The 17,256-nt window shown below is 71.0% G+C and carries 15 protein-coding genes; 6 read left to right on the forward strand and 9 right to left on the reverse strand.

Annotated elements, in window-relative coordinates; translation table 11 throughout:
- Window positions 1–128: 128 nt before the first annotated feature.
- From ACYSUO_RS21010 to gdhA, 3 genes are all read right to left on the reverse strand, one after another.
- On the reverse strand, window positions 129–1,472 hold the full coding sequence (locus ACYSUO_RS21010) for a cytochrome P450 (RefSeq protein WP_461777729.1): 1,344 nt from the start codon (window positions 1,470–1,472) through the stop codon (window positions 129–131).
- A gap of 1 nt (window position 1,473) precedes the next feature.
- Entirely contained in the window at window positions 1,474–1,914 is a 441-nt protein-coding gene (locus tag ACYSUO_RS21015; RefSeq protein WP_461777730.1) for a spore germination protein GerW family protein, read from the reverse strand.
- Between the two features lie 178 nt (window positions 1,915–2,092).
- Window positions 2,093–3,448 (reverse strand): NADP-specific glutamate dehydrogenase, encoded by a 1,356-nt coding sequence (gene gdhA, locus ACYSUO_RS21020; protein ID WP_461777731.1) that lies wholly within the window; start codon window positions 3,446–3,448, stop codon window positions 2,093–2,095.
- A 308-nt stretch (window positions 3,449–3,756) separates the two neighbouring features.
- On the opposite strand from gdhA, the gene ACYSUO_RS21025 reads away from it, so the two are divergent.
- A complete protein-coding gene (locus ACYSUO_RS21025) occupies window positions 3,757–4,200 on the forward strand; it encodes a hypothetical protein (RefSeq protein WP_461777732.1) in 444 nt (147 codons plus the stop codon).
- A 276-nt stretch (window positions 4,201–4,476) separates the two neighbouring features.
- Here ACYSUO_RS21025 and ACYSUO_RS21030 read toward each other — a convergent pair whose 3' ends face one another.
- Window positions 4,477–5,055 (reverse strand): TetR/AcrR family transcriptional regulator, encoded by a 579-nt coding sequence (locus tag ACYSUO_RS21030; RefSeq protein ID WP_461777733.1) that lies wholly within the window; start codon window positions 5,053–5,055, stop codon window positions 4,477–4,479.
- Window positions 5,056–5,148: 93 nt separating this feature from the next.
- Here ACYSUO_RS21030 and ACYSUO_RS21035 point away from each other — a divergent pair, with 93 nt between their 5' ends.
- Window positions 5,149–5,595, forward strand: a complete 447-nt coding sequence (locus ACYSUO_RS21035; protein ID WP_461777734.1) for an anthrone oxygenase family protein — start codon at window positions 5,149–5,151, stop codon at window positions 5,593–5,595.
- Window positions 5,596–5,633: 38 nt separating this feature from the next.
- On the opposite strand, the gene ACYSUO_RS21040 is transcribed toward ACYSUO_RS21035, so the two are convergent.
- The gene (locus tag ACYSUO_RS21040; protein ID WP_461777735.1) at window positions 5,634–6,530 is read right to left on the reverse strand and encodes an MBL fold metallo-hydrolase; all 897 of its coding nucleotides are present in this window, start codon (window positions 6,528–6,530) and stop codon (window positions 5,634–5,636) included.
- Between the two features lie 81 nt (window positions 6,531–6,611).
- A complete protein-coding gene (locus ACYSUO_RS21045) occupies window positions 6,612–7,370 on the reverse strand; it encodes a sulfite exporter TauE/SafE family protein (RefSeq protein ID WP_461777736.1) in 759 nt (252 codons plus the stop codon).
- 110 nt (window positions 7,371–7,480) lie between these two features.
- Between ACYSUO_RS21045 and ACYSUO_RS21050 the strand changes: the two genes are divergently transcribed.
- The 3 genes from ACYSUO_RS21050 (at window position 7,481) to thpR (ending at window position 11,816) form a co-directional block, all read left to right on the forward strand.
- The gene (locus ACYSUO_RS21050; RefSeq protein WP_461777737.1) at window positions 7,481–8,374 is read left to right on the forward strand and encodes a LysR family transcriptional regulator; all 894 of its coding nucleotides are present in this window, start codon (window positions 7,481–7,483) and stop codon (window positions 8,372–8,374) included.
- Window positions 8,375–8,476: 102 nt separating this feature from the next.
- Entirely contained in the window at window positions 8,477–11,155 is a 2,679-nt protein-coding gene (gene rph / locus ACYSUO_RS21055) for a rifamycin-inactivating phosphotransferase (RefSeq protein ID WP_461777738.1), read from the forward strand.
- Between the two features lie 55 nt (window positions 11,156–11,210).
- Window positions 11,211–11,816, forward strand: a complete 606-nt coding sequence (thpR, locus tag ACYSUO_RS21060; protein ID WP_461777739.1) for an RNA 2',3'-cyclic phosphodiesterase — start codon at window positions 11,211–11,213, stop codon at window positions 11,814–11,816.
- A 3-nt stretch (window positions 11,817–11,819) separates the two neighbouring features.
- On the opposite strand, the gene ACYSUO_RS21065 is transcribed toward thpR, so the two are convergent.
- The gene (locus ACYSUO_RS21065; RefSeq protein ID WP_461777740.1) at window positions 11,820–12,044 is read right to left on the reverse strand and encodes a hypothetical protein; all 225 of its coding nucleotides are present in this window, start codon (window positions 12,042–12,044) and stop codon (window positions 11,820–11,822) included.
- Window positions 12,045–12,348: 304 nt separating this feature from the next.
- Between ACYSUO_RS21065 and ACYSUO_RS21070 the strand changes: the two genes are divergently transcribed.
- Window positions 12,349–14,451: an ATP-binding protein gene (locus ACYSUO_RS21070; RefSeq protein ID WP_461777741.1), complete on the forward strand. Its 2,103-nt coding sequence runs from the start codon at window positions 12,349–12,351 to the stop codon at window positions 14,449–14,451.
- A 51-nt stretch (window positions 14,452–14,502) separates the two neighbouring features.
- Here the strand turns inward: ACYSUO_RS21070 and ACYSUO_RS21075 are convergent, their stop codons facing one another.
- A complete protein-coding gene (locus ACYSUO_RS21075) occupies window positions 14,503–14,925 on the reverse strand; it encodes a pyrophosphohydrolase domain-containing protein (RefSeq protein WP_461777742.1) in 423 nt (140 codons plus the stop codon).
- A gap of 41 nt (window positions 14,926–14,966) precedes the next feature.
- Window positions 14,967–17,183, reverse strand: a complete 2,217-nt coding sequence (locus ACYSUO_RS21080; protein WP_461777743.1) for a right-handed parallel beta-helix repeat-containing protein — start codon at window positions 17,181–17,183, stop codon at window positions 14,967–14,969.
- Window positions 17,184–17,256 lie beyond the last annotated feature (73 nt).

A 17,256-nucleotide genomic window follows, 5' to 3' on the forward strand; every position in this document is an offset into this window, starting at 1 on the left:
TGACCTCCCTGGGTTTCCCCCTTCCGCGTGGTCCTCCAGGGACAATCGTCGGGGATTACATATGACGTTTGTAAGGACCGAAAGTCCCTAAAGGAACTTTACAGACAACCAGGAGGTAACCGGACAGGTCAGCGTCGGGTCAAGGAGATGGGCAGACCGTCCTTGGGGAACGGCAGGGAGTGGTAGTCCATCGGCGGCTCGTAGGCGGGGTCGACCGTCCAGCGGTGGGTGCGCAGCAGGCGGTGCATGATCGCCTTGATCTCCAGGCCGGCGAAGTACAGGCCGATGCACTTGTGCACGCCGCCGCCGAAGGGCTCCCAGGCGTACCGGTGCGAGCGGTCCTCCCGGCGGTCGGGGCCGAAGCGGTCCGGGTCGAAGGCCGTGGGGTTCGTCCAGTACTCGTCCATGAGGTGGCTGAACTGGACGCCCACGAGGACGTCCGTCCCTGCGGGGATGCGCACGCCCTGGATCGTCGTGTCCTTGACCGCGTACCGGACCAGCGTCGGGACCGGCGCCCGCAGCCGCAGCGCCTCGCGCATCACCAGGTCCATCGACTCCATGCCCTCGAGCTCGGCCATCGACGGCGCGGGGCCCAGGGCGAGCGCCTCCGCGCGGCAGCGTTCCTGCCAGTGGGGGTGCTGGCCGAGGTGCTGGAGGATCGTGGAGGTGGTGACGGTCGAGGTGTCGTGCGCCGCCATCATGAGGAAGATCATGTGGTTGACGACGTCGTCGTCGGTGAACCGCTCGCCGTCCTCCGTCTCGATGTGGCACAGGACCGAGAAGATGTCGTCGGTCTGCTCGGCGCGCTTCGCCGGGAGGTAGTGGCGCAGGAACTGCTCCAGCACCTTGCGTCCGCGGTAGGCCTTGCCCCACCGGGTGAACGGCACGTCGGCGCGTACGACGCCCGCGGCGGCCTGCACGCAGGCGATGAACGCCTTGTTGACCCGGTCCATCTCCGCCTGGCCGGTGTCCTTCGCGCCGCCCATGAACAGGTCGGCCGCGATGTCGAGCGTGAGCTGCTTCAGCTTCCAGTACGAGGGGAACTCCGCGCTCTCCTCCCAGCCCGCCATGCCGTGCTCGATGGCGGGGTGGAGGCGCCGGGTGTACGCCGCCAACCGCTCGCGGGTGAAGGCCTGTTGCATGATCCGGCGGTGCGCCTTGTGCTCGTCGAAGTCGATGAGCATCAGCCCGCGGTGGAAGAAGGGCCCGACGAGCTGCGCCCACGCCGGCTCGTTGGCGAACGCCTTGTCCTTGTTCAGCAGCGCCTCGCCGCAGGCGTCGGGACCGAGCAGCATCGCCGAGTTCTTGCCCAGCACATGGAACGGGGCGACCGGCCCGTACCGCTCCCAGCCCCGCCGGTAGAACGCGACCGGATCCTTCGAGTACGCGAAGAGCTGCCCGACCCAGGGCAGACCGCGATCATCACGCCGCTGAGCCGGAATGGCCCGCGCCTCGACCCCTTCGACCGTCACGTCACTCCGCCTTCCCGCGCCGCCCCGACCGGGACTTCGCCGCCGCGCGCAGCATCCTGCTCCCGGCGACGCCGACCAGCAGCGTGGCGAGCGGCAGGGCCACGTCCACCCACGGGTCACGGATCGGCTTGTAGGTGGCGGTCCCGTCCTTGATCTCGATGAAGCCGAGCGGCTTGGCCCCGGCGCCGCCTCCGCCTCCGCCGCCCTCCCCGTCCTTGTCCCCCGCCTTCTCGCGCCCGGCGCCACCACCGAAGCCGAAGCCGACCTGGGCGACCGGGACGACGGTGATGCCCTCCCGGAAGACCGGCTCACCGAAGACCGCGGCGACGGAGGCCCGGCCGCCGAGCTTGTCGGCCAGCTGTTCCAGCAGTGCGGCGGATGCGTGGGCGGCGCCGAGCTCGGCCGACGAGCCGGGCACGGTCTGTCGGTCCTGACTGGTCATGCGGTGCCTCCCTGGCGGGTGTTCCGGGGCGGAGCACTTCACGCTAGGCCGGAGGCATCGGATCCGCCACCGCCGTACCGGACCAACTGGCCGCGCACTGGCCTCACTCCGGCCGCACAGGGAAAAGGGTGGGGCGGCACGCGCCGCCCCACCCTCTACAACTCACCGCCGCTCGGGCTCAGATGACGCCCTGCGCCAGCATCGCGTCGGCGACGCGTTCGAAGCCCGCGATGTTCGCTCCCGTCACGTAGTCGCCGGGGGCGCCGTAGCGTTCGGCGGTCTCGTGGCAGGTGTCGTGGATGTCCTTCATGATGTGGGCCAGCTCGTCCTCGACCCGCTGCGCGGACCACTTCGTACGGGCGTGGTTCTGGGCCATCTCCAGCGCGCTGACGGCGACGCCGCCCGCGTTGGCCGCCTTGCCGGGGCCGAAGGCGACGCCCGCCTTCTGGAGCAGGTGTACGGCCTCGGGCGTCGTCGGCATGTTCGCGCCCTCGGAGACCGCCTTGACGCCGTTGCGGATGAGGGCGGCGGCGTCGTTCTCGTCCAGCTCGTTCTGCGTGGCCGACGGCAGCGCCACGTCACCGGGGACGTCCCAGACGCGCCCGCCTGGCACGAACCGGGCGGAGGAGCCGCGGCGTTCGGCGTACGCGTCGACGCGGCCGCGCTCAACCTCCTTGATCTGCTTGAGCAGTTCGAGGTCGATGCCCTTCTCGTCCACGACGTAGCCAGAGGAGTCGGAGCAGGTGATCGGGTTGGCACCGAGGGCGTGCAGCTTCTCGATGCTGTAGATCGCGACGTTGCCGGAGCCGGAGACGACTGCCGTCTGCCCCTCCAGGTCCTCCCCGCGCTCGCGCAGCATCGCCTCGGCGAACAGGACGTTGCCGTAGCCGGTCGCCTCCGGGCGGATCAGGGAACCGCCCCAGCCCTGGCCCTTGCCGGTGAGGACCGACTCCCAGCGGTTGGTGATGCGCCGGTACTGGCCGAAGAGGTAGCCGATCTCGCGGCCGCCCACGCCGATGTCACCGGCCGGGACGTCGGTGTGCTCGCCGATGTGGCGGTACAGCTCCGTCATGAACGACTGGCAGAACCGCATGACTTCGGCGTCGCTGCGCCCGTGCGGGTCGAAGTCGCTGCCGCCCTTGCCGCCGCCGATCCCGAGACCGGTCAGCGCGTTCTTGAAGATCTGCTCGAAGCCCAGGAACTTGATGACACCGAGGTTGACCGACGAGTGGAAGCGCAGGCCGCCCTTGTACGGGCCGAGCGCGCTGTTGAACTCGACGCGGAACCCGCGGTTGACGTGGACCCGGCCGCGGTCGTCCTGCCACGGCACCCGGAACATGACCTGCCGCTCGGGCTCGCACAGCCGCTCCACGAGGCCGGCCTCGGCGTACTCGGGACGGGCCTGGATCACCGGCGCGAGAGTCTCGAGGACCTCGTGCACGGCCTGGTGGAACTCGGGCTGCGCGGGGTTTCGCTTTTCGATCTCGGCAAGGAGGTTGCCGAGGATGTCCTGCGTGTTGGATCGCGTCGTCACTGAAAGCCTTTCGGGCTCGGCAGTCGCCATCTCCCTGCGGGTGCGGCTCGCTCGGGTCCGGTCGTTCGATGAGCGCCCGGCGCCATTGCCGTGCGTGGGACAGGGGTAAGTGTTACGCGCACGTAAACGCCTTGACCAGTGGCCATCCGAATTCCGGACGCCGGGGGCCGGTGCACACGCCCAAACTACCGGCACAAATTGCATGGAACGCATGATTCCGACCAACCGGACCGGGACTTCCGACCGCGCGGAGCGGTGGGAGAGAATACGACCCTGGCGTCCGAACCCGGCCGGAAGGAACCGTGCGCGTGATCAAGTGGGTGTCCATCGAGAGCACCGGACCGCGTCCCGTTCCCCGCCCCGTGGCCACACCGCTGGTGTGGGCGGTAACCGGCGGCACCGCCCTCCTGCTTGTGGCACTCATCAACACGTTCCTCGGACCGGGCCGCCCCTGGCTCGCGCTCACCGCGCTCGCCCTGCTCGCCGCGGGCCTCGGCTTCTGCGCCAGGTTCACCGCGGCGCCCGGCACCGCCGTGCTGTGCTGGCTGTTCCTCAACGGCTTCGCGATACCACCCGCGGGCACCCTCAACTGGATCGGCCACCGCGACACCCTCTGGCTGACCTGCCTCCTGACCGCCACCCTCGTCGGCACCCTGTGGGCCCGCGTCACCCACGCCCGCGCCGCCTACCGCACGATCACCCCGGCCCCGCCCCCTCGGACCACGCTGGGCGACGATCCGTTGACCCGCTGAAAGGGAGCAGCCGGCCCCGCTGGTTCGAGGAAGCGGGGCCGGCCGGAGGGGAAGAGGCCGGCTGCGGGGTGTGCACTCCCCCGTGCGCTCATCAGGCGACAGGTTCCGCAGCCGGTCTCAGTGGGCGTAACGAGCCGCGATCCGCCATGTTCTGCCAGTCGGCACCGGGTTGACGAACTGCACCGGACTCCCCGGCCGCCTTCACACGGTGGGCACGTTGTTCGGCGAGTTGTCGGGAGCGAGCCCGGCCTCACGTGAGTTCGCCGCCCGGGTGTCTCACACCACGGGCAGTCGATCCACCAGCAACTCCAGCCGCTGCTCGGCGTACTCCGCCGGCAGCCGACCCGATCTCGACAGGGTCGCGAGGCCGTGCAGGCAGGCCCAGAACACCTCGGTGAAGAGTCCCGGGTGGACCCCCTCCCCCGCGACCGCGTCGAGGGTCTCCATCAGTGCGGCGAAGCCCTCCTTCAACGGTTCCGGGGTGTCCTCGCGCGCGAACGCCAGGCCTCCGTCGAGCCGGAACACGGCGTCGTAGACCGCGGGGTTCTTCTCGGCGAAGTCGAGATAGGCGCGGGCGAGGGCGGTGACCCGGGCGCGCGGGTCCTCCACCGCGGCGGTCGCGGCGCGCAGCGCCGTGGCCAGCTCGGTGGCACCTTCGAGGGCCACGGCGCCGATGATCTCGCGCTTGCCCCGGAAGTGGCTGTAGAGGACGGGCTGGCTGTACTCGATGCGCTCGGCCAACTTGCGGGTGGTGACCGCGTCCCAGCCCTGCTGCTCGGCGAGTTCGCGGGCCGTCGCGACGATGAGGCGCTCGCGGCTCGCGCGTTCGCGCTCCTTGCGTTCCTGTACCGACATGGCCCGATCCTAGCATCGCTAGACAACCGAGCGGCAGTAGCGCTAGCGTTGCCTCATCATCTAGCGCCGCTAGATATCTCAGGAGGGGTCACCATGCTCGACGCACTTGAGGTCATCACCACCGTGGTTCTCGGCGTGATGGTGGGGGTGGAGTTCTCCGTCGCCTTCGTCATGAACCGCACCTTCAGCGGTCTCCCCGATGACGCCAATCAGCAGGCCCGCTCCCACGGCGGCCGGATGCTCGGCGCCGTGATGCCGTTCTGGTACTTCGGATCGCTCGTCCTCATCGCGATCTGGACGGCCGCCACGTGGGGCGACGGCGGCACGGGCCTGCTCGTCACCGCCGCCGCACTGCTCGTCGTCAGCATCCTCATGTCCATCCTGCTGCTCGTCCCGATCAACAACCGGGGCAAGACGTGGACCGCCGAGACCCGGCCCGCGGACTGGAAGGAGCAGACGAGCCGCTGGGACCGCTACCACTACGTCCGCGTCGCCGTCATCATCGCCGCGTTCGCCGTGCTGGTCACGGCGCTGGTCTGAGTTCGTGGGCGCCGAGAGCCTCCCTCTGTGCTGCGTCTCTACGCGGCGCGGAAGCGGCCAGTCGCCACTTCCTCGACCCGTCCCTGCCCCAGCAGACGGTCCAAGTGCCTCCGCGCCGTGCGCAGTTCAACGGGCCGGATGTGCGCCCCCTCGACATGCGGCCGGTACACCAGCCGGTGGTCGGCGATCTCGTCCGGTGTGTGCGGTTCGCTCAGGAAGGCGAGCAGTGCGGCGTCCCGCTTCTCCACCACTCCGGCGTAGGCGTCGAGCCGACTGCGGAACTCGGCCGCTCCCTCGATCACACCCTTCTGGTGGGCGGTGCCGTACCAGCGGGCGTCGATCTCCGCGCACCGCCGCATCGACGCCTCGAAGTCGACGAGGCTGCTGCCCACGTCGCCGTAGTACGGGCCGAAGGAGGTGAGGTCGATGTCCGCGACGAACAGGAAGCCGTCCGGTTCGATCAGGAATCCGCTGTGGCCCGCGGTGTGTCCGGGCAGGTGGACGACGGTCACCGTCCGCCCTCCCAGGTCGAACACGGTGCCGTCCTTGAAGGCCTGCGCATCCGGGCGGCCCTCCACGTGGAACTCGTCCCGCATCGCCGCGTCGACGGCGTCGACCGTGTCCGGGGGCAGTCCGAGCGCGGAGACGAGGGCCGCGCGCGAGCGCAGCGCGTCGAGGTCGCCGCGGTGCACATGCACCGGCACCTCGTAGCGTCCGAGGCCGGCGATGTGGTCCTCATGGGCGTGACTCACCAGGACCAGGTCCGCGGGCGGCGCGTCGTCGACGAGGGACAGCGAAGGGTCGACGACGAGCGAGGCACTCGTACCGCGTACGAGCAGTGAATTGGCGCCCGGGTAGGCGCCGTTGCGGGCACCGACGAGCACGGTGACCGCGCCGTATGCCTCGGGGGTGTATCCGGTGGGGCGGGGTTCCATGGTTACCGTTTCTATCGAACCGCGGACGGGACCGCCATAAGGCACCTCCCCACCGCTCCCCTGCCCGCCCGGTCAGCCCGGTCAGCCACGCAGGAAATACAGCACGGTCGTGGTCACGGCCGTCGCCAGCAGAACGCCCCGCAGCAGCCGGGCGGAGAGGCGGCGCGCCAGGTGGGCCCCTGCGAAACCGCCCGCCACCGCGCCGACCAGCATGGCCACCAGGAGCAGCGGAGCGGACAGCGCGTCCGAGGCCAGCAGGAAGAGCACGGTCGCGCTGAGGTACATGGCGGCGAGCTGGGTCACCCGCATCGGATTGCCGGCCGCGGCGTCGAGACCGAAGCCGATGCCCCACAGCGCCAGCATCAGGATGCCTACGGCTCCGCCGAAGTAACCGCCGTACACACCGAGGACGAACTGTCCGATCAGAGCGGCACGCCCGCTCATGCCGACCGGGCGCCCCAGCACCCGGGTCAGCGCACTCGAAAGGTGCCGCCCGAAGGCCAGGACCAGCGTCGCGAACGCGAGCAGCCACGGCACCGCGGCGGCGAAAGAGGCCGCCGGAAGCACCAGCAGGAGACCCGCGCCGACGGCGCCGCCCGCCACACTCGTCGCCGTCAGCGCGGTGGTGGACGTGGGCCCTACGGGGGCGAGTTCGCGCCGGTAGACCCACGCGCTGGTGACCGCGCCGGGCACGAGGGCGACGCGCGACACCGCGTTCGCGACCACCGGCGGCAGTCCGACGGCGACGAGCGCGGGCAGCGCCACAAAGGTCCCGCCGCCTCCGACGGCGTTCAGGGCTCCGGCGGCGACACCGGCCAACAGGACAAGAAAGGGCTCCATCACCCGCAGAGCATCACCCGCCGACGATCGGCGCCACAATGCGGAATCGACGTTCCCTGCCTAAGGCTGACCCTAAGGCTGTTCCCTGAGGTGTGCCCTACGCTGGGCCGGTGCGCTACGACCTGGACGACCTGCGACTCTTCCTCCACATCGTCACGGAGGGCTCGATCACGGCGGGCGCCCGGCGCATGCACCTGAGCCTGCCCTCGGCCAGCGCCCGGGTGCGCTCGCTGGAACACCACGCCGGGGTGGCGCTGTTGATCCGCGGCCGCCGGGGCGTACGGCCCACTCCCGCGGGAGCGACGCTGTCCCGCCACGCACGCGACGTACTCGACCGGACCGCCCGCCTCGACAGCGCCGTCGCGAGCTACACCCGGTCCCCGAACGCCCAACTCACCCTGCTGGGCGGCGGATCCGCGATGCACCGGCTCGTACCGGCCGCCCTGATCCCGTTCCTGCGCGCCCATCCGGACACCGACGTCACCGTGTCCGAGAGCCGCACACCACGGACCGTACGCAGGCTCGCCGACGGCGACGCGGACCTGGGGGTCGTCATCGACGACGAGGCCGGTGACAGCGGACTGCGCACGGAACCGCTGGGCGACGACTCCCTCGTCGTGATCGGCCAGGCGGGAGGGGTCCTCGGCGGGCGGACCTCACTGACGTACAGCGAGGTCGCCGAGCATCCGCTCGTCGGCCTCGACGCCGGCTCCTCGCTGCGCCGCTGGATCGAGAAGCGGCTCGGGCCGAACGCCCCGGTGGTGCGCCATCGCACCACCGTCGCAGACCTGAACGTCCTCGTCTCCCTCGCCGCAGCGGGCGCCGGGCTCGCCGTCGTGCCGCGCCGCGCGATCGACCCCCGACACCCCCTCGACGTATGCGAGTTGCAGGATCCGTGGGCCCGGCGGCGCCATCTGCTGGCCTGGGGCGCGAAGGACGGCGCCGCGTCCCCGGCGGCCGAGGCGCTGGCCGAGCATCTGCGCCGAGCGGCGTTGGAGTCATAATCCGTAGTCCGTAATCGGCAATCCGCAGATCCGCAGAACCGTAGATCCGTAGTGAGCTATCAGTTGTCCGTCATCAGGCACGGCCGCCCGGGAGGCAGCGCAGTGAGCGAGCAGTATGTGGTGGGGCTTCAGGAGGTCGACGAGACGGACCTCGCGCTCGTCGGCGGCAAGGGCGCGCACCTGGGCGGGCTCGCGCGGATCGAGGGTGTCCGGGTTCCGGCCGGCTTCTGCGTGACGACGAGTGCCTTCCGGCGGGTGATGGCACACGCGCCGTCGCTCGACGAGCGGCTGGAGCAGCTGTCGCGCACGGATCCGGACGACCGGGAGGCGATCCGCACGCTCAGCGCGGAGCTCCGCGGGATCGTCGAGGGGATCGAGGTTCCGGAGGACCTCGCGGCCGGGATCAGCCGCGCGCTCTCGGACCTGGGTGCGGGAGCCGCCTGCGCCGTCCGTTCCAGCGCGACGGCCGAGGACCTGCCGACGGCCTCCTTCGCAGGACAGCAGGACACGTACCTGAACATCGTCGGGCCGCAGGCGATCCTGGAGCACATCAGCCGGTGCTGGGCCTCGCTGTTCTCCGAGCGGGCCGTGACCTACCGTCAGCGGGCCGGCATCGATCACCGCACGGTCGACATGGCCGTGGTCGTGCAGCGGATGGTCCGCCCGGAATCGTCCGGCATCCTGTTCACGGCGGACCCGGTCACGGGCAACCGCAAGGTGGCCACCGTGGACGCCGGCTTCGGCCTCGGCGAGGCCCTGGTCTCAGGACTGGTGAACCCGGACGTGTTCCGGGTGCGGGACGGCGAGGTCGTCGAGCGGACCATCGCCGCCAAGCAGCGTGCCGTGTACGCGCTCCCGGGCGGCGGCACGGAGGAAGTGACGGTCGACGCGCGGCGCCAGGAGCAGCCGGCGCTGACCGATGCGCAGGTCGTACGACTCGTCGCGCTCGGGCGCCGCATCGAGGCACACTTCGGCCGGCCGCAGGACATCGAATGGTGCCTGGCCGACACCGATGCCGACACCGATACCGGCACCGATACCGGCACTGATACCGGCACCGACGCCGAGTTCCAGATCGTGCAGAGCCGGCCGATCACGACGCTGTTCCCGGTCCCCGAGCGCGACGACCAGGAGAATCACGTCTACCTCTCCGTCGGCCATCAGCAGATGATGACCGACGCGATGAGGCCGCTGGGCATCTCCGTATGGCAGCACACGGCGATGGCGCCGATGCACGAGGCCGGCGGGCGGCTGTTCGTCGACGCCACCCGGCGCCTGGCCGCGCCCACGAGCCGCGCGGGCCTCCTCGACCTCGTGGGCAGAGGCGACCCGCTGATCCGGGACGCCCTCGAAACCGTCCTCGACCGCGGCGACTTCGTCCCGACGCTCCCCGACCCGGCCCCCGCCACACCACCGGCCGGCGGCGGCCCGCCCGCCCCCATCGAGACCGACCCGGCCGTCGTCACCGGACTGATCGGGCGCAGCCAGGAGTCCATCGCCGCCCTGGAGCGCGACATCCGGACGAAGACCGGTCCCGCCCTGTTCGACTTCCTGCTCGACGCCTTCGAGGAGCACAAGCGGGCCCTCGGTGACCGGCTGAGCATGCAGGCGATCATGGCGGGCATGGAGGCCACGTGGTGGCTCAACGACAAGCTGTACGAGTGGCTCGGCGAGAAGAACGCCGCTGACACGCTCACGCTGTCCGCCCCCGGCAACATCACGTCGGAGATGGGTCTCGCCCTGCTCGACGTCGCGGATGTCATCCGCCCGCTTCCGGAGGTGCTGGCCTTCCTCCAGGACGCCGGGCAGCTCGCGGACGACACCTTCCTCGACGAGCTGACGAAGCGCACCGGCGGACCCGAGGCGCGCGCCGCCATCGAGGCCTACCTGGACCGGTACGGCATGCGCTGCGTCGGCGAGATCGACATCACCCGGCCGCGCTGGCGCGAACGCCCCACCACGCTCGTGCCGGTGATCCTCGACAATGTACGGAACTTCGAACCGGGCGCCGCGGCGCGGCGGTTCGAGGAGGGTCTGGAGAAGGCACGCCAGAAGGAAGCGGACGTACTGTCACGCCTGCGCGCCCTTCCTGCGGACGGGGACGGTGACGGGGAGGCGAAGGCCGACGAGACCCGGCGGATGATCGAGCGCGTCCGCACCTTCATCGGATACCGCGAGTACCCCAAGTACGGCATCATCCGCCGCTACTTCGTCTACAAGCGGGCGCTGTTGGAGGAGGCGGGGCGCCTGGTGCGGGCAGGTGTGCTCGATGACACCGAAGACATCTACTACCTGACGTTCCAGGAACTCCACGACGTCGTGCGCACGAACCGGGCGGACCGCCGGCTCATCCAGCAGCGCAGGGACGACTTCCGTACGTACCAGTCGCTCACCCCGCCGCGCGTGCTCACCTCGGACGGAGAGGCCGTACGCGGAACCTACCGGCGCGAGGACGTGCCGGACGGCGCGCTGATCGGTCTGCCGGTGTCCGCCGGGACGGTGGAGGGGCGGGCGCGCGTCGTCCTCGACATGGCGGAGGCCGATCTCGAGGCCGGTGACATCCTGGTCACGGCGTACACGGACCCGAGTTGGTCGCCGCTGTTCGTCGCCGTCAAGGGCCTTGTCACGGAGGTGGGCGGGCTGATGACGCACGGCGCGGTGATCGCCCGGGAGTACGGTCTGCCGGCGGTCGTGGGCGTGGACGGGGCCACGCGGCTGATCAGGGACGGCCGGCGGATCCGTGTGCACGGGGCGGACGGGTACGTCGAGATCCTGGAGTGACTCGGGAGCGATCGGGCCCCGCAGACCATCGACCGAGACCGACACGAAGGCACACGTGACCGAACCGCCCGAGCCCGCCGCGACCCTGCGCGCGTTCATCGCCCTCGCCCCGCCCGACGACGCGAAGGATGAACTGGCGCTCGCTCTGCGCCCGGTCTACGCCGCCCACCCTCGTCTGCGGCAGAACCGCATCGAGGACTGGCACATCACACTGGCGTTCCTCGGCGAGCAGTCCCTGACGACCGTCCAACGGCTCCGGCAGCCGCTCGCCGGCCTCGCAGCCACCCAGCACTCCCCCGAGCTGGCGCTGCGGGGCGGCGGCCACTTCGACGCCCGCGTGTTGTGGGGCGGCCTGGAGGGTGACCTGGACGGCCTGCACCTGCTGTCCGAAGCGGTCCGGAAGCAGGTCAGGGCCTGCGGAGTCGAGTTTCCGGAGCGTCCGCTGCGCCCCCACCTGACGCTGGCGCGCGCCCGCCGCCACGACACGACGACCGTCCCGGAGGCGGCCGCGGCCCTCGACACCTTCACCGGCCGCCGCTGGCGCTCCCTTGGCCTCCACCTGGTCGGCAGCACCGCCGGCAACGCGCCGGCGCCGAGGCGCTATCAGGACATCGCTGCGTGGGAACTCACCGGCGGTGCCGAGGAGCCCACCAGGACCTGACGGCTACACCTTCTCGATGGCGAACAGTTCGAGGTGCCCGCACTGAGGGCAGCGCAGCGCCTCGATCCGTCGGCGGGGCCGGCCGAGCCGCTTGGCGCCGCCGAAGATGCCCTTCTCCAGGGCGCCTTCGATCCAGCGCGCGTAGCCACGCGAGTGCTCCCCCGCGTCCTCGATGAATCCGTCTTCCAGGCCGCCGGTGCCGCAGTGGGTGCAGGTGTTGTCCGTCACCGGGTCAGTCTATGAGGCGGGATGGGACGAGGGTTTCACGAGGGTCATGGCGGGCCCTCGGGAGTCGGAAGGGATCGCGACAGAGTGGGACACCATCCGGTCAGTCGCGGCTGTTTGCGGTCCACACCGGACAACCGTGCGGCGGATACGGACAGTTGACGCCGTCGGGCATGTGCCGGCGCGCGGTGGGGCACGCTGCCGTTCTCAGCACACGCTGCGGGGCGTAGGGCCGGGCCGAGGGGAAGACGTGGTGGGGGCGGAGCGGCGACGCGAAGGGCCGTATGAACCGCGGCGGGTGGGGAATGTGGCCGGGCCGCGCACGGAGACGGTCGGCCGCCGGGCGGAAGTGGCGGAGATCGAGCGGATCTTCCTCGGCCCCACGCTCGACGAGCCGACGCGGTTGGTGACCCTGACCGGGGTCGGCGGCGTCGGGAAGACCAGGGTGGCGCTGGAGGCCGCCGCCGCACTCCAGCCGCGTTTCCGCGACGGGGCATGGCTGGTGGAGCTCTCGCCGCTGCGCGAACAGGGCGCTCTGCTCGCGCATGTCATCGCGGAGGTCCTGCCCCTGACCGACCAGAGCAACCGCCCGATGATCGACGTACTGGCGGAGTACCTGGCCGACCGGGAGCTGCTGCTGGCCCTCGACACCTGCGAGCACCTGACCGATCACTGCGCGCTCGTCATCGAGGCCTTGCTGAGCGCCGCGCCGGACCTGCGGATCCTGGCGACGAGCCGCCGGGTGCTGAACGTGGCGGGCGAACGGGTCCTCACGATCGAACCGCTGCGCGTGCCCGGGGCCGACGACGCTCAGGCAGACGCAACGGGGGCGACGGACGCGATGGCTCTGCTGACGCTGCGCGCCGAGGAGGCCGTGCCCGGCTTCACGGTCACCGCTGCCAATCGCCCGGAGCTGGTGCGGCTGTGCCGCCGGCTCGACGGGTTGCCGCTGGCGATCGAGCTGGCCGCGGCCCGCCTGCGCGAACTGCCTGTGCGGGAACTGACGGACCGACTCGACGACCGCTTCGCCGTCCTCGGCGACACCGACGGCATCGACACCGAGGCCGATCCGCCCTGGCATCAGGCCCTGCGCACCGCGATCGGCTGGAGCCACCAGCTGTGCACCCCCGCCGAACGGCTCCTGTGGGCGCGGCTCTCGGTGTTCGCCGGCAGCTTCGACGGCGAAACGGCACGCCAGGTCTGCGCGGACGACCATCTCCCCGCCCCGCTGGTACCGGCCGTGCTCGCCGCGCTGCGGGAGAAGTCGATCCTGACGTGGCAGCCCACCGGGGGCGGCGAGCGCTACCGGATGCTGGACACCATCCGTGAGTTCGGGGCGCACTGGCTGAGCGCTCTCGACGAGGAAGAGACGCTGCGCGGCCGCCACCGCGACCACTATCTGGCCCTGGCCCGCGCGGGCGACACCGCCTGGATCGGGCCCGACCAGTTCGCCTGGTACGACCGGATGACCGCCGAACACGACGACCTCCGCGCCGCGCTGGAGCACAGCCTGACCGATTCCGAGGGGCACGGCGCGCTGGAGATGGCGGCGTCGCTGTGGTTCTTCTGGTACGGCTGCGGGTTCGTGAAGGAGGGCCGGCACTTCCTCGACCTGGCGCTCGCCGCCGACACCTCCCCCTCCCCGGCCCGGGTCAAGGCGCTTTACGTGTGCGGTCCCGTGCTGGTGTACCTGGGCGACCTCCCCGCTCTTGAGGAACGGGCGGCCGAGTGCACGGCGCTGGCCGCGCGCTTCGGTGACACGGAGCGGCGTCGCGCGGCCGCCAGCGAGCTGCGGGTATGGGTCTTGCGCGGCGACGCCGAGCAGGTGCTGTCCCGGGTCGAATCCCTGCTCGCGACCGACTGGCGCGTGCAGCCGCTCACCTTGGAGCCCCTGGCCGCCCTGGTCTTCGGTACCCACACGCTCGTCGCCGTGGGCCGCTTCGAGGAGGCCGTGGCCTGGCTCGACGAGCTGAACGTCGCCTGTCACCTGAACGGCGAGCGCTCCATGCGCGCCTGGGGCGACTTCGTCCGCTCGCAGGCCGAGCTGGCCCTGGGCCACTACGAAAAGGCCGACGGGCACGCCCGGGACGCGTTGCTTGTCAAGCACCGCCTGAGGGACGGTGTCGGCACCGGCATGGCTCTGGAAACGCTCGCCCGCGCAGCCACGGCCACGGGCCGGCACGGGGACGCCGCATGGCTGCTCGGCCTGGCCGCCCAGTTGTGGGCGACGCTCGGCCGGGCACAGTCGGGCATCCCCGCGGTGGTGGCCGCCCACCAGGTGTGCGCACGCCGGACCCGCGAAGCCCTCGGGACCGACGCCTACCGCCGCGCCTTCGATGCCGGTCTCACCACGGACCTGAACACCGGCATCACCCAGGTCCTCAACGCGGCCGCCGTGCCGCCCTCCTAGTCCAGCGCTCGAACGTGCCCCGTCCAGGCATCGCTCCTGGACGTGCCCCGGTCAGGCGTCGCTCCTGGACGGCCACGTGACAAGGCCATCGAGGACCGGAGGCCGGTACCCGGGTCCCTTGAGCACCTTGCCGTCGTCCCGGCGCAGGACCCGGCCGTCCGCGTCGAGCTTGCTCATGTTGGAGCGGTGGACCTCGGCGAAGACGGCCGGCAGGTCGATGCCCAGCGCGTCGGCGGCTCCGTACGTGACGTACAGGACGTCGGCCAGCTCCTTGGCCGACGCCCTGTACGCGGTGCCCGGATCGTCGCCGGCCCGCAGGGCGTTCGCGAGGTCGGTCAGGGCCTCGGCTGCTTCGCGGGCCTCTTCGTTGAGCAACGTCCGCCGGTGTTCCGCCAGTTCGGGACGCTCGGCCGCGGTCGAACCGTCGAACGTCTCGCGGAACTCGGCGACGCTGCGCATGGGGTCGTGATCCATACGTTGACCCTAATGGCCGCCCACCCGCGTACGCGTCCTCGTCAGGGGTGCACCAACACGTGACTGAGCCCCACCCTGCCGGTGCCCTTCAGCTTGATGCGGACGTAGCGTGCCTCCTCGTCGGTGTCGAGGAGGGTGGGGCGCAGGGCCTTGCCCGTGATGTGCGCGGTCGTCGCGTCGGAGAAGTCGGCCGAGCTCGCGAGCTGTATGTCGAAGTCGGCTGTTGTCATCGACGCATCGTTCCACACCTCGACCTGGCCGATGTGCCGGACGGCGCCGAGGTCGACCTGCCACCAGGCGCCCGGCTCGGACAGTGTGCGGGTGTCGGTGGAGGTGTCACCGTCGGTCGCGCGCGCCGCGGTGGCGGTGCCGTCCGTGGAGGACTGGGTGGCGGTCCCGGTGCGGGCCAGGTCGCGGCGGAGCTGTTCGACACAGCCGTGGGGGTCCGCGCCGGCCGACGCGGCCACCTTCAGTGCCTCGGCGGGCAGCCGGTCGAGCTTGGTGTGGTTGGCGGTCAAGGTCGAACCGGTGCCGCCGAGGGCGGGGGCGTCGGTGTCGGTCCAGTTGCCGGTGGCGTGGTTGTCGATGCCGTAGTCCGCCCAGTTGGAGACCCACTTGTAGCCGAGCCGGGTCAGGACGTTGCGGGTGACGGTGATGTGGCTGGACTGTTCGTCGAGGTAGATGCCGTTGCCGTCGCGCTCGGTGTTCTCGTACGCGCTGCGGTTGAGGTAGTTCCCGGAGATCACGGTGCCGGGCTGGGCGCCCTGCGTGTAGATGGCGCCGCCGTCGTGCTGGTCGTAGGAGACGCGCATGGCGTTGGTGATCCGGTTGTTCGTGATGCGGTTGTCGCGCAGGACGGACTTCTGGGCCTCGGGCTGGTTCCAGCCCCAGCCGACGGAGATGCCGGAGTAGGGCAGGTCGTTGAGGGTGTTGTGGTCGATGACGGTGCCCGCCTCGTAGCCGGCCCAGATGCCGACGGCGTCCGTGTACTCGACGCCGGTGTGCCGGACGGTGTTGTACGACACCGTGTTGCGGGCGCCGGTGAGTTCGGCGGTCGGCCGGGGTTCCGTGTCACCGATGTAGGCGGCGCCGGAGGACAGGTCGGTGAAGCGGGAGCGGGTGAGGGTGGAGTCCTGGGTGCCTTGCTCGAAGATGACTCCGGCGCCGCCGAGCCGGGTGAAGTCGGCGTCGTCGACGACCACGTCACGGCCGCCGCGGACGGTGAGCGCGGCCGCGGGCTTGGTGTAGTGCCGGCCGGCGTGGTCGACGGGTCCGGTGGCTCCGGTGAGTGTCAGTCCGGCCTGGGTGCCCGCGTAGCCCTCGTCGGTGTCGGGCTGCCGGTAGGCGGCGTAGGCGAAGCCGATGCCGGTGAGGCGGACGTCGTGGGCGCCGTCGACGTTCACGAGCCCTTCCGTGGCGGGGGTGACCGCCTGGAAGCGGCGCGGATTCTCGCCCTCGCGCGGCAGGTACGTGACCGTACGCGCGGACGAGTTCCACACGAACTCACCGGGCTTGTCGAGGAGTTCGCGGGCGTTCTCGAAGAAGGACACCTTCGCGTACCGGCTGGAGTCGACGGTGGTGGTGTCCCAGGCGGGTCCCGTGCGGTCGGTGCCGGAGGAGGAGTTGGTCCAGCAGGGCTGCGCGAACGTCATGAGGTCGCCGCTGACGGAGGCGATCCGGCAGTGGTAGTTGCGCCAGCGCACCCGGATGACGGCCTCGGCGTCAGTGGGCCGCGCCCACTGGTCGATGCCGGTGCGTTCGGCGCCGGTCATGCCTGTCTTGGTGGCGTCGCACACGGAGGCGGCACAGGACTCGCCGCGCGCGCGGACGGCCCGTACGCCGTCGACGAAGAGCTGTCGCGGGGTGACACCTTCCGGCACCGGCGCCGTCCAGGTTCCGTCGGCGTTCGCGGACCAGCCGGTGATCGCGCGTCCCCCGGAGAGAACGGGCCGGGCACCTGGCGCGGCGGCCCAGGTGACACCGGAGTCCTTGGCACCGAGGTCGAGCGGGCGACTCAACGCGTAGGTGCCGCCCACGAGTTCGACGCGAACACTTCTGCCGGTCACTTCCCGCGCGGCGTCGCGGGCACCGTCGAGCGAACAGGGTCGGGTGCTCGTGCACACGGAACCGGCGCCGTGGGGCGCGGCGTGCAAAACCGCCGTGTCGGCGGCGGTCGCGCGGGGCGCCGGCAGGAGCGTGAGCCCCATCGCCGCGGCGGACAGTAACGCCGTCATGGTGACGCGGATGGCCGATCTCATGCGGTGCCTTCCTCTCGTTGAGGTGAAGTGAGTAGTGGGCCTCTCGTGATCCCTCTGGCAATTGCGCTCCGAC

It is taken from the genome of Streptomyces sp. UC4497 (genome assembly GCF_054871485.1).